We start from the raw sequence: 12,006 nt of genomic DNA, 5'->3' as shown, positions 1-12,006 counted from the left end.
TACATTAACCAATGACCGCTTTTATCACCTGGTATTTCATCCTCACTCTTCTTGGCTGGCTGACCTTTCCGCTGGTTCATTTTCTTTTCCCCGCGCTCAAAGATCGCGGCTATACCCTTTCGCGTGCCGCTGGGCTGTTGATCTGGGGCTATGTCTTTTGGCTGCTGGCTTCCCTTGGTGTTGCGCAAAATGACATGGGCGGGATCCTGCTTGCCCTCGTATTGCTGGGCGGATTAAGTGCATGGGCATTCGTAAATCGAAAATCCGAGATCGTAAACTTTTTCAGAACACATCGTTCCCTCATCATTACCACTGAAATATTGTTCTTCATTGCTTTCGCCTTCCTCGCCTTTGTCCGCTCTGCCAACCCCGAGCTGACCGGCACCGAAAGACCGATGGAACTGGCGTTCATCAATGCCATTTTGCGTTCGCCTGTTTTTCCTCCGCAAGACCCGTGGCTCTCTGATTACGCCATTTCATATTATTACTTCGGTTATGTGATGACAGCCATGCTCGCGCGGGTTTCGGGAATTTACGGCAGCATGGCCCACAACCTGATGACTTCGCTGGTCTTTGCGCTCGGGGCGGTTGGTTCGTACGGCATATTGTATAACCTGCTTTCGAAGGAGCAGGAACCGAAGACCGAAGACAGCGATTCAAATGCTGAGACCCTCCGTCCCTCGTCTTCCGTTTATGGTTTTCTTGCCCTTCTCGCTCCGCTTTTCCTGCTCCTCATTTCCAATTTCGGTGCATTGCTGGAGATCATGCATCAGGGCGGCCTGTTCTGGAAAAAGGACTTCATCAACGGGGAATACACCAGCAGTTTTTGGAAGTGGATGGATATGAAGGAACTTTCCCAAACTCCCATCCTACCATTCCACGGGCCGCCGCTTGACCGTTACCTATGGTGGTGGCGTTCCTCGCGTGTTCTGCAGGATTACGACATGCTGAATCGTCCGCTGGAGGTGATCGACGAATTCCCGTTCTTCTCCTTCCTGCTCGGCGATCTGCATCCGCATGTACTGGCGATTCCCTTTGGCTTGCTGGCAATTGCGGCGGCGTTGAATCTCTTTTTGGGCGGCTGGCGTGGCGAAGTCAAATTGCCTCTGGGCGCGCGCTTGCGGATCAGCGCATCAGGCTTTTTATTCATGGCTCTGCTTCTCGGCGGGCTGGCATTTCTCAACACCTGGGATATCCTTATCGCCGCTGCATTGATCGTGGCCTCCTATGTTCTCTGGCGCGCGAACGAAGATGGCTGGCGTTGGGAGCGCCTTGAAGATGCGCTCCTGTTCGGGCTTCCGCTTGGCATCCTTGCCATTCTGATGTACCTGCCATTTTATGTCGGCTTTTCATCGCAGGCGGGCGGCGTTCTGCCCAACTTCATGTATCCCACGCGCGGAATCCACTTGTGGGTGATGTGGGGGACACTGCTCATTCCCATTCTGGCGTACATCATTTATCTGTGGCGCGGAGAAAAACTCCCTTCCAATTGGAAACTCGGATTCTCGCTGGGCCTGGGATTTGTTCTTTTTCTTCTTATCTTTTCGTGGCTGTTGGGGGTGGCGGGATCGATCCTCGAAAAAGACTTCGTTGATGGATTTCTCGCTTCGCAAGGCATGACGGCTGGTCAATTTTTCAGCGCGACCCTTTTGCGCCGTTTGAGCTACATTGGTGGTCTCATCACCATGCTTGCGGTTTTCATCCCGTCGCTTGCCTTTTTGTTCGCGCGGGAAGAGCAAAGCCAGCTTGAAACTGAAATATCTGAGCCGCTGAAAGTCGTAAATCGAAAATCGGAAATTCAGTTTGTTTTGCTCATCCTCATTCTTGGGGCCATTCTCATCATCGTCCCTGATTTTGTTTATCTGCGCGATAAATTTGGATACCGTATCAACACCGTTTTTAAATTCTATTATCAGGCGTGGATGTTGTGGAGCTTGGTTGCAGCTTTCGCGGTCTCACAGTTGCTGCAAAACCTGCGCGGTTTGGCGAATGTAGCGTTCCGTGTCGTGATCGGCGTGGTGATCTTTACGGGGCTGCTGTATCCCGTGTTTGGCTTGATCACCAAGACAAATAGTTTCAATCCGCCTTATGGCTTCTCGCTGGATGACTTCGACCGCATTATTCGCGAAAACCCGGAAGAGGCGGCTGCGATCAACTTTTTGCGCACCGCACCGGACGGGGTCATCGCCGAGGCAATCGGGGATGGATACAGCGCCTTTGCGCGGATCTCTGCCCAAACGGGCATGCAGACCGTGCTCGGCTGGCCCGGTCACGAAGACCAGTGGCGCGGCAGTTACGCTCCGCAGGGGACGCGCCGCGACGACATTAACCGTCTCTATACCACGGTGCGTTGGGAGGAAGCCGCGTTGATCATCGAGCAGTACGACATCCGCTATGTTTATGTTGGCGTGCTGGAGCGGGCTTCGATGAATGTGAACGAGGAGAAGTTCATCGCTCACCTCAAGCCCATCTTCCAACAGGGCAGCACGGTCATTTACGAAGTGCCGGTGCAGGAGTAATAACGAATACGAAAAAGTCCCCGACAACTCGGGGACTTTTATTTTTTACTATTATTCGGATTTTACAACGGCGAATTTTTCTTTTCCAATTTTGTAATTGCCGCTGTGCTTGAGCACCTGATCGACGGCATCGGCTGGGATATCCACAAAGGAGACTTTTTCCTCGATGCGGATCTTGCCGATGGTGTAACCGGGGATGTTGGCGTGGAAGGCGATCTGTCCCACAATGTCATTGGGACGGATGTTGTGCGCCTTGCCTTTGTTGATCTTCAAGCGCACCATGCCTTCTTCGTGTGAGTCGCGGCGGGGCTTCTTGTCGCCAAATTCGCGTTTATTACCCTTTGAGGTCCCTGCACCGAATTCACGTTTGCCGGTGGATGATGTTTCACCGCGCTTGCCGCCTTTTGAGTCACGGCGGCCAAATTCACGTTCGGGTTTGCGGGTGAAATCAGCTTTCACATCGGAGACTTCGGCGATGGGGCGCTGCTTTTCATCGGCGCGGGCGATCTTGATCGCGGCGGCGGCGATGTTCATCACATCATGACCACCGTCAATTAATTCCTGCACCATTTCGAGCTCGCGTTTGTAACGTCCGCGGCCCAGCCAGATCTTCAAGTTTTCGACCACCTGCGCTTCGCGGTGACGCACGATCTCGGAGGCTGTCGGTAATTCCATTTTTGCAACGGGCTGCTTGGTGAGTGCTTCGACCTCACGCATGCGGCGCTTCTCGCGCGGAGAGATCAAGCTGATGGCAATGCCTTCCTTGCCTGCGCGGCCTGTGCGGCCAATGCGGTGGACATACACTTCGGCATCATCGGGCAGGTGGAAATTGAAAACGTGGGAAATATCGTCGATGTCCAAACCGCGTGCGGCGACATCGGTGGCGACCAACACTTTGAGTTGATTGGCGCGGAAACGTCCAAGCACACGTTCGCGGGCATTCTGGTCGAGGTCACCGTGAATGGCTTCAGCGGGGATGCCGCGAATGACCAATTCATTGGCGAGCTGCCCCGTCTCTGCGCGGGTGCGGGCAAAGATCAAGGCGCTGTGAATGGGTTCGATCTCGAAGAGACGTGTAAGGGCGTTGATCTTGTCGCTGTCGTGGACAAGGTAATAGCGTTGTTCAATGTGCGGGGTGGTGAGAGTGCTTCTTTTAACCGTAACAGATTGAGGGTCCCGCATGAAGCGATTTGCGAGGGTGCGAATCCGCGCGGGCATGGTGGCGCTAAAGAGGCAGGTCTGACGTTCGGGGGGAGTCGTCGCAAGAATCTTTTCGACCTCTTCGATGAATCCCATGTTGAGCATTTCGTCCGCTTCATCCAGGACGACGGTCTTGATCTCGTTTAAAACGAGAACTCCACGCTCAAGCAGATCATTTAAACGGCCGGGTGTGCCGACGACAATATCCACGCCGCGTTTGAGGCTGTTGATCTGCGGACTGTAAGGCTGACCGCCATAGACGGCGAGCACCCGCACGTTGAGATGCTTGCCGTATTCGATCATGGAATCGGCTACTTGAAGCGCGAGTTCACGCGTGGGCGCAAGCACCAGGGCTTGAGGATTTTTTTGTCGTTCAAAATTGTGGAGAATGGGGAGGGCGAAGGCGGCTGTTTTGCCTGTGCCGGTTTGGGCCTGACCGATTACGTCAACGCCGGTGAGCATGAGGGGAATCATGCCCGCTTGAATGGGTGTGGGCTCGGAATAGCCAAGCTCAGTGATGGCCTGCGTGATCTCGTCACGGAGGTTTAAAGAAGAAAAGTCGGTTGTCATCTATCAATCCTTTAGTTGAGTAGTCGAATGGTCCATTTGTCGTTTAACCAACGACGATTGACCGTCGACTCTAAGGGATGTTTCGATAACTCCGACTAACCACGTTCATGCCAATCCAGGCCGCTTTTTCAAGCGGACCCGCCCAACAAAAAAGCCCGACCAAGTTTCATCGGGCTTGTCTTTCAGAGTGATCAAAACAATTTCCCAGAAAATTCGCTCTCCGTTGAGAGCGGACGTGAGTTTATCACAGATTTTCAGAATCTGGGGACATGGCCGCCGCAAATATGCCAGTGTATCCCCGCCATCCTGTTTAATCCCATCCATGTTTGTTAAACCCTGCTATACTGCGGATATGGCTACCAAACAGGTTTACCTCAACTGGGATCCTGACCAGCAGTTCATTCTTCAGGATAAAGATAATTATCAGATCGTAATGAAAAAGCCAAAGGGAGTCAGTGCATCAGATTTGTTGTCCATGGCCTTGATCGGATGTGCCTCGCACGACGTAGTAGAGATTCTGAATAAACAAAAACAGGATTTGCGTCAGTTGAAAGTGACCGCGGAAAGCGTTCAAGATGACGATCCACCGTGGCGTTTTCGCAAGATACACCTGCACTTCCAAGTGACGGGCAAAGGTATCGACCCTGAGAAAGTGCGCAAGGCGATTCAGATCAGCGAGGAAAAATATTGCTCGGTGTATGCAACGCTTAAGGATGCGCTGGAGATCACGAACGATTTTGAAGTGGCGGAGGAATAGACAAAGCAATTCCCCTCTCGATGGAGAGGGGAATTTTATTTTTTATCTATGATACATTGATTAGGCGCTAATAGCTTTGATATATCTTTCAGCCGAGCGCTTCACTGTAGACTTTGCGTCGTTTTGTACGATCAGATCCCACCAGCCGCCATAGATTCGGTCATAGGCGAAAGGCTCAACCATATCAACAATATGCTGGATGGCACGAGCATTCAAGGGGATCATGTTGGGATAGCTATACATGAAGCTGACATAGCGCCTATCCTGCGCGACTTGCATGGTATCACCTGTCAACAACGCGCCGCGGCCATCTGCGCCTTGCGCCCAGTGCAACACGTCGGAGCCAGGGAAATGCCCACCGCAGCGGACAAGTGTCAGCCCGTCGAGAAGCGGATGAGTATCTCCTTCCCAAAATACATAGGCAGGGTCGGGGCGCATGACCCAATCGCGATTGTCTGCGTGCCAGTAAATGGGCGCATTATCAAAGGCGTGACTCCACTCAACGAGGGAGCCAACCGTGTGTGGATGCGAAACTGCAATGGCGCTGATGCCGCCCAACAAACGGACAGCTTCCACGGTGGCATCGTCGATCAGACTAATGCAATCCCATAATACGTTTCCCTTTGGGGTTTGGATGAGCAAGGCGCGCTGACCAATGGCAAAGCCAGGGGTGGTGCCGATACCTGTGATGTTCGCGTCAATTTCTTCGATGCGATTTTTGTAGCTCTTTTTCATTTCGGAAAGTGTGGTCCAGCGCTGTCCTTTGATCCCGATGTATTGCCGCTCGTCCTCGCAAATGAGACAATGTTCAGGGGGTGCGCCTGTTTCCCCATACTGAATGCCGCAAGTCATACAGATAAAGTTTTCCATATTTCTCTCCTCGGTAAAATATAACGGTAAAAACGATCAATATGTGGATTATAAAAGAGAAATGGATTTTTATAACAGTCTTGAATGTTACGGGGTAAGAATGTTTTCAGGATATTTTGGCTGCATCGTTCGGGTTGGAATTTTTCATCAGTACGTTGAATCAAAAAAACAATGGGATGAATGTCCCAGTGTTCTCTCGTTACACAAAAGCCTAAAATTCAACAAAATATTCGACAAATCTTTGTTACGCTCTTTCCTTCCTTGACGAATAATCTCGGCGGCAATTGGTAAAGCCTTATCCTATTTTATTTCGCCCGCGCGGGAAACCAACGGCGGATGTCATTGAGGCGGAAGAGGGCAAACACAAGGACCAAAATACCGCCGAACATGTGCACAATTACCGGTATATCGGGAAAAACTGTTACCAGCACAATGCCATATTTTTTCAGAATCGCATCATTCATAAAATCGATGATCGACGCCTGGAACGCCAATAGGATAAATAGCGGAATTTGGCCAATGAGAAAAGCCGGGATCGAGGCAAAAAAACCGCGCCGCTCCCGAAGGGCCTTGATCATAAAGTAGATCAACGTTGTGGCAACAGCTATATAGATCGTATGCCCCAAAAGGATAAGCGCAATATTGAATAGCTCGATAATGGATATGTCATTAAATATCTTTTCAAGGATGCCGCCGCGAATCAATTCAATTGGATATCCCAGTATTCCTCCAAATTCCATTGCAATGACCACGCTCAAGAGACCGGTTATGCTGGCAATGTTGGCCGGAGTAACGGTTTGTGCTCCGCTTGTGGGGCGTACGCCAAGAGCCGCAAGCAACTTTGCAGGGTCAGACAATAGCTTTGCCAGGATATCAAGTTTGCGCAGCCCCCTGCGGTAATCGATCCATTGCACATGGGAGAGTTTCTCTGATGGCTGCGCGGTCTGTACCAAAACGGGGAAAACGACCTTTTGTTCAGTATCCGCTTCGGTGTCTGTTTTGAAGCGGGACACCAGCACAAAGACCGCCTCTGCAGACTGCATATCCTTCGCGGGGATGTGCCCGTGACGGGTCAATTCTTTTGCGATGTCTCTTGCGAACAATTTATCCTGCGGGGCGTGGTCTATGAAAAATGAAACAGGAGTTGGGTTGAGATCGGTCGGGTTGTATTGATTGGCGAACAGGACCCTGTTCGCTTCGGGCTTGCCCCAGCGCTGCAAGGCTGCGGAGCGTAATAGCAACCCCAGCGAGATCAAGATTGGAAATAATATGATCGTTGAGGACACTACCACAAAGTCTATTAACGTTTCTCTGGATTCGTACCCGAAAAGGATTGTGGTAAATACCAGCCCAAGTGGAAGCGCCCACAAGGCGGTTTGCGTTTGTTGGTAGTTATAGTCTCGTTTAATCACCCGCCATGCAAGCGGCACCAGAACCCAGGGCAGAAGGATGGTCCAAAAGGTTAATAGCGAAAACAGACCTACATACAATGCCAGGGCTGTTGTCAGCCAGACTGCCAGCGGGGCTTTGAAACCTGTTTCGGGAGCAGGAGCCGCTTCTTTGATCGGGGAATTCAGTTGACTGATCAGTTCCTTGAGTCCCGCTTCATAACTGCCGCGAAAATCGACCCATTCGTATTTTTTTAATTCGGGCGGAAGTTTTACCGCTTCAAATATGACCATGATGACGCGCTTGTGTTCAAAGTCCAGAACATGCCGCCATTCCTTATCCACATATTTCGAGTTGATGGATTCTTTGGAGACAACCAGTAAAACGACGTCTGATTCCTTCAACCCTTTGTCGATCTGCCCTGCCCACGGCGTGCCGGGAATCAAACGGCGGTAATCGAGCCAGACGTTAAAGCCTGCCTTTTCCAGCCTGTAGGTCAGGTCGTCTACAAAGCCGGTTTCGCGTCGCGAGTAACTCATAAAAATATTAGGCGGCATTGAGGTCTCCAAACAAATTTAAGATTGATGCATTATAAGTTCTATTTGAGATCGAAACCGACGGGTTTGCAGGCATCCGCCATTTTGGTTTATGACATACAGGCTGTTATGCCATCCAATTCAATTTCCCCATTCTTCTATAACCGTGCGGACATTCCACCGCAATTCAAAAACACTGGGACATTCATCCCAGTGTTCTCTCGTTACTCAATCCCTTTGACCCATTTCACCTTGAATGGTTTCAACGAATTAACCAGCCGTAAATCCGCCGTCCATAAATCGATTTCCATCCATTCTGCCAGAGCAAGGTAGTGGGCATCATACGTGGCAGGGAGGTTATACCGCATGGCGATTTCACGCGCTTTCACATGCAAATTTGCTTCGTTGACCAAAGTGATCGGCAGTTCAAGTGACAACTCCAATGTCTCCCAGATCGTTTCAGCCGAAAGGATGTTATTTCTCTGCTGTTGGTACAGCGCATTCGTCACTTCATAAAACAATAAGGACGGCGCCACCAGATTTACTTCTTCCGCCATCCATTTTTTCCATAACTTTTGAATGGATGTATTTTCAGGCTGCAAAACGTACCTGAGAATGACACTGGCATCAACGCAGACTGTTGTTGATTTGTTCATCGCGTTCTTCTCTCCCTTGGCGAATTATTTCAGCAATATCCATCGTGGACTTCCCAGCCAATTCAGCGCGGATTTTTTGATGCAGGGCTTCAATTCGCTTTTGCACATTGGCGTGAGTTTTTGCCGCAACTAATTGGTCGTATGCCTTCTTGGAAAGGACAACGACCTCTGCTTTACCGCCGCGTTCGACAATGACGGGGGCGATCTTGGCTTGTTTCATCACATCGCCAAAGTTGATTCGGGCTTTTGTGGCGCTGATTGTCTTGAGCATGGTTACCTCTTGATTGATTAATCGATTAATCAATCGAAAATATACCCCTAGGCAGAATTTTTGTCAAATTCCCCGCAAATCAAAAACACTGGGACGTTCATCCCAGTGTTCTCTCGTTATTCTGAAACAGTGTAAAATAGTGGACAGAGGTTGTCATGCACCAAACATTTCGTACCAAGACTTTAATCAGCAAAGGCGGAAAACTCTCCATTAACGGACTTCCCTTTCGCACAGGCGAAACTGTGGAAGTGTTTATTCGTCGCGGCAAGAAAGCGACCCGCTCCAAATATCCCTTGCGCGGAAAAATGATCGTGTATCGTGACCCGTTCAAAAGCGTAGCGGTCAGTGACTGGGAATCTGCCAAATGATCGTGTTGGACACCCATATTTGGGTTTGGTGGGTACATGGTGACGAAAAACTGACAGACAGCCAATTGGAAATCATCGAAGCCAATGAAGATGGGGAAATCGGTATCAGCGCAATCTCTCTTTGGGAAATTGCCAAACTGGTTGAAAACCAGAGACTTGAATTACCCATCCCGTTGGAGAAATGGTTCAAACAGGCGCTGAGTTACCCTGGGGTTCAAATCGTTGAGTTGACTCCTGAAATCGCAACCGAATCCACCCGCCTGCCTGGGGAATTCCACAAAGACCCCGCTGACCAGATCATTGTCGCCACAGCGAGAGTGATGAAATGTAAATTGGTCACTTCGGATGAGAGAATTCTCAATTACCCGCATGTAAAAACAGTCTTGTAAATAAAAACACTGGGACATCCATCCCAGTGTTCTCTCGTTACTCTATCCCCTTTGACCCATTTCACCTTGAAGGGCTTCAACGAATTGACCAACCTCATATCTGCCGTCCACAGATCGATCTCCATCCACTCTGCCAAGGCAAGGTAATGGGCATCATAGGTGGCAGGGTTGCATCGCGCAATTTCACGTGCTTTCATGTGCAAATTCGCTTCATTAACCAATGTGATCGGCAATTCAAGTGACAATTCCAGCGTCTCCCAGATCATTTCAGCTGAAAGATGTTATTCCTCTGTTGCTGATATAACGCGTTGGTCACTTCGTAAAAAAGCAGTGACGGCGCTGCCAGATTTACTTCTTCTTCCATCCATTTTTGCCACAATTTTTGAATGGATGCATTTTCAGGCTGCAAAACATACCTGAGAATGACACTCGCATCAACGCAGACTGTTGTTGATTTGCTCTCGGGTCTCTTCTCCCATGGCGAATTATTTCGCAATATCCATCGGGGACTTCCCGCCACTCAGCGCGATTTTTTTTATGCAGGGCTTCAATCCGTTTTTGCACATCAGCGTGAGTTTTGCCGCGACTAATTGGTCGTAAGCCTTCTTGAAAGGACAACGACTTCCGCTTTGCCGCCACGTTCCACAATGACGGGGCGATCTTGGCTTGTTTCATCACATCGCCAAAGTTGATTCGGGCTTGTGGCGCTGATTGTCTTTGAGATTACCTTTCAATTGATTAATTGATTAATCCTTTGAAAATATACTCTCAGACTGACCTTTTGTCAATTCGCCCTCAAATCAAAAAACACTGGGACATTCATCCCAGTGTTTTCTCGTTCTGCCATACCATGCATTAGGTGTTATCGGCTTGCAACCAAACCCCTCTCCCGTCTCCCCTAAAGGGGAGAAGCCAAGCCGCCACCAACCGAAACTTAGTCTTGGATACGAAACTTATTCTCCAAGCGGACCAGCTCCCTTCCCTTCAGGGAAGGGCGGGGGAAGGGCCCACTCTCAAACCAAAAACCTGGGACATCCATCCCAGTGTTCGCTCATTGCCCTACATTACGATCACACTTCAAAATCGCCAATCCATGCCGCCCCACTCAACAGCATTTGCCAGGAGCATCCGCAGTCACTAATGGGAGCGCCAATCGGCGGGCGAGCACGGCGTACAAGCGTCATATGCTGTCAGATTTTTCTCATGGGCAAGCGCAAGGGCTTCTTCCATCAACTCTGAGGTGGAAGTGGATTTCAACGCAAGGTCATTCAAATCCGCGATGTCTTTCAACGAATCTTCTAGCGGACGGTTATGACGGCGGGTATATTTGAGCAGGATATTGGCGCATTCGATATAAAACAAATCAGGAACATGAATCTCTGCCTGTGGGTCTTCGGCAAGTTTGGAAAACAGCCGTTCAACCTTGTCGGAAAACTCCTCCTCAACAAATAGTTTTATACCAACGCTGGCATCCAAAACGCAGCGCAAAATAACCTCGGTCATCGAGATCTGTCTTCTTTCAACAATTCAAGGGAGGTGGGTGCATTCTTAGGAGGCGTGAAACGGCGACGGCGAATGGAGTTCAACGTCTTTGCCTGCTTCTTGCGCCGCTCCTCATCTTCGATTGCCTGCGTCAACAAGATGATCACCTGGGCGCTCAAAGAACGATTTTTTGATTGGGCTAATTCTTGCAGACGTGCGAAGATCATCGGGCACACTGCGAACGTGAAGAATATTCATGGTCATCCTTTCCGATTGCTATCAAATCTGGTTGCGCAGTGCAACACAAATACCCGCCTTTGCTCCACCCCAAATCAAAAACACTGGGACATTCATCCCAGCGTTCTCTCGTTGACATCCCATTGCATCCGTAGGGGCGGACCCACCCATCGCCATCCATCATCCCCTCTTGCATGGACGGTTTCCCCGACACTTCTCTCATCTGCCCTGACGGGTCGCCCCTACATCCCATCACGCGGACATCCCCACCCAAATAAAAACACTGGGACATCCATCCCAGTGTTCTCTCATTTTCGCCAAAAATCAAATCTAACTGTATCCGTGTACATCCTTTTTTCTTTGCATATTTATCTGCAAAATCTTGGTACAGTTTGCTGTTTTCTGGCGTCAATCCTTTGATTGTCTTCCACTTGGGTAAAACCATCATTTTTCCCTGAAAGAGAAATCAGTTTATTAGCCACTTGACTATCTAATGGCACTTCTAAACTTCTCTATTTGGTCAAGACGATATTCTTTCGAAGAACTGAATGATAAGCCACACTTCCCAGGAACAAATTCAACGCTTTTCGGGAACCCCAGTATTTAGATTTCGAGTTAGGCGCTTTGATCTTTTAACTCAAAACAATGGTGTGTTTATCTAAAATTTTTAAAGAAATCGTCGTCTTTTAACACTAAACTCTTCCAGTTTTATTGTCTTTAGATATTCCCGAATAATTTGAATTGTTCCTTCTGGATATCCAC

General features: G+C 49.5%; 12 protein-coding genes. 4 read left to right on the top strand and 8 right to left on the bottom strand.

What is annotated here, in order from left to right; genetic code table 11:
• Positions 1–11: 11 nt before the first annotated feature.
• Positions 12–2,519 (top strand): DUF2298 domain-containing protein, encoded by a 2,508-nt coding sequence (locus IPI86_RS03635; protein ID WP_345296626.1) that lies wholly within the window; start codon positions 12–14, stop codon positions 2,517–2,519.
• Positions 2,520–2,570: 51 nt separating this feature from the next.
• Here the strand turns inward: IPI86_RS03635 and IPI86_RS03630 are convergent, their stop codons facing one another.
• Entirely contained in the window at positions 2,571–4,289 is a 1,719-nt protein-coding gene (locus tag IPI86_RS03630; protein WP_345296625.1) for a DEAD/DEAH box helicase, read from the bottom strand.
• Positions 4,290–4,524: 235 nt separating this feature from the next.
• Here IPI86_RS03630 and IPI86_RS03625 point away from each other — a divergent pair, with 235 nt between their 5' ends.
• The gene (locus tag IPI86_RS03625; protein ID WP_345296624.1) at positions 4,525–5,046 is read left to right on the top strand and encodes an OsmC family protein; all 522 of its coding nucleotides are present in this window, start codon (positions 4,525–4,527) and stop codon (positions 5,044–5,046) included.
• A gap of 60 nt (positions 5,047–5,106) precedes the next feature.
• Here the strand turns inward: IPI86_RS03625 and IPI86_RS03620 are convergent, their stop codons facing one another.
• The 4 genes from IPI86_RS03620 to IPI86_RS03605 all read right to left on the bottom strand — a co-directional run bounded on the left by IPI86_RS03620 (position 5,107) and on the right by IPI86_RS03605 (position 8,768).
• Positions 5,107–5,916: an MBL fold metallo-hydrolase gene (locus IPI86_RS03620; RefSeq protein WP_345296623.1), complete on the bottom strand. Its 810-nt coding sequence runs from the start codon at positions 5,914–5,916 to the stop codon at positions 5,107–5,109.
• A 305-nt stretch (positions 5,917–6,221) separates the two neighbouring features.
• The gene (locus tag IPI86_RS03615; protein WP_345296622.1) at positions 6,222–7,862 is read right to left on the bottom strand and encodes a toll/interleukin-1 receptor domain-containing protein; all 1,641 of its coding nucleotides are present in this window, start codon (positions 7,860–7,862) and stop codon (positions 6,222–6,224) included.
• A 203-nt stretch (positions 7,863–8,065) separates the two neighbouring features.
• Positions 8,066–8,497, bottom strand: coding sequence for a type II toxin-antitoxin system VapC family toxin (locus IPI86_RS03610; protein WP_345296621.1), 432 nt, complete (start codon positions 8,495–8,497; stop codon positions 8,066–8,068).
• Positions 8,469–8,768 carry a type II toxin-antitoxin system prevent-host-death family antitoxin gene (locus IPI86_RS03605; protein ID WP_345296620.1) on the bottom strand — a complete coding sequence of 100 codons (300 nt, stop codon included), beginning with the start codon at positions 8,766–8,768 and terminating at the stop codon, positions 8,469–8,471. The genes IPI86_RS03610 and IPI86_RS03605 overlap by 29 nt, the downstream gene beginning before the upstream one ends.
• Before the next feature lie 155 nt (positions 8,769–8,923).
• Between IPI86_RS03605 and IPI86_RS03600 the strand changes: the two genes are divergently transcribed.
• Complete coding sequence (locus IPI86_RS03600; protein ID WP_345296619.1) at positions 8,924–9,136, top strand: hypothetical protein; 213 nt, start codon at positions 8,924–8,926, stop codon at positions 9,134–9,136.
• Positions 9,133–9,525 (top strand): type II toxin-antitoxin system VapC family toxin, encoded by a 393-nt coding sequence (locus IPI86_RS03595; protein ID WP_345296618.1) that lies wholly within the window; start codon positions 9,133–9,135, stop codon positions 9,523–9,525. The genes IPI86_RS03600 and IPI86_RS03595 overlap by 4 nt, the downstream gene beginning before the upstream one ends.
• On the opposite strand, the gene IPI86_RS03590 is transcribed toward IPI86_RS03595, so the two are convergent.
• From IPI86_RS03590 to IPI86_RS03580, 3 genes are all read right to left on the bottom strand, one after another.
• Positions 9,498–9,770, bottom strand: coding sequence for a type II toxin-antitoxin system VapC family toxin (locus IPI86_RS03590; protein WP_345296617.1), 273 nt, complete (start codon positions 9,768–9,770; stop codon positions 9,498–9,500). The two genes, IPI86_RS03595 and IPI86_RS03590, sit on opposite strands and share 28 nt — an antisense overlap.
• Positions 9,771–9,873: 103 nt before the next feature.
• Positions 9,874–10,200: a hypothetical protein gene (locus tag IPI86_RS03585; RefSeq protein WP_345296616.1), complete on the bottom strand. Its 327-nt coding sequence runs from the start codon at positions 10,198–10,200 to the stop codon at positions 9,874–9,876.
• 462 nt (positions 10,201–10,662) lie between these two features.
• Complete coding sequence (locus IPI86_RS03580) at positions 10,663–11,028, bottom strand: type II toxin-antitoxin system VapC family toxin (protein ID WP_345296615.1); 366 nt, start codon at positions 11,026–11,028, stop codon at positions 10,663–10,665.
• Positions 11,029–12,006: the final 978 nt, after the last annotated feature.

Source organism: Candidatus Villigracilis affinis, assembly GCF_016705895.1.
Taxonomy (GTDB): Bacteria; Chloroflexota; Anaerolineae; order Anaerolineales; family Villigracilaceae; genus Villigracilis; species Villigracilis affinis.
The sequence above is the reverse complement of the archived record's forward strand: the minus strand, read 5'-3'. Positions and strand labels throughout refer to the sequence as shown.

Coding starts and splice junctions, on each gene's coding strand:
- IPI86_RS03635 (WP_345296626.1), top strand. CDS start 12: ATGACCGCTTTTATCACCTGGTATTTCATCCTCACTCTTCTTGGCTGG.
- IPI86_RS03630 (WP_345296625.1), bottom strand. CDS start 4,289: ATGACAACCGACTTTTCTTCTTTAAACCTCCGTGACGAGATCACGCAG.
- IPI86_RS03620 (WP_345296623.1), bottom strand. CDS start 5,916: ATGGAAAACTTTATCTGTATGACTTGCGGCATTCAGTATGGGGAAACA.
- IPI86_RS03615 (WP_345296622.1), bottom strand. CDS start 7,862: ATGCCGCCTAATATTTTTATGAGTTACTCGCGACGCGAAACCGGCTTT.
- IPI86_RS03610 (WP_345296621.1), bottom strand. CDS start 8,497: ATGAACAAATCAACAACAGTCTGCGTTGATGCCAGTGTCATTCTCAGG.
- IPI86_RS03605 (WP_345296620.1), bottom strand. CDS start 8,768: ATGCTCAAGACAATCAGCGCCACAAAAGCCCGAATCAACTTTGGCGAT.
- IPI86_RS03600 (WP_345296619.1), top strand. CDS start 8,924: ATGCACCAAACATTTCGTACCAAGACTTTAATCAGCAAAGGCGGAAAA.
- IPI86_RS03595 (WP_345296618.1), top strand. CDS start 9,133: ATGATCGTGTTGGACACCCATATTTGGGTTTGGTGGGTACATGGTGAC.
- IPI86_RS03585 (WP_345296616.1), bottom strand. CDS start 10,200: ATGAAACAAGCCAAGATCGCCCCGTCATTGTGGAACGTGGCGGCAAAG.
- IPI86_RS03580 (WP_345296615.1), bottom strand. CDS start 11,028: ATGACCGAGGTTATTTTGCGCTGCGTTTTGGATGCCAGCGTTGGTATA.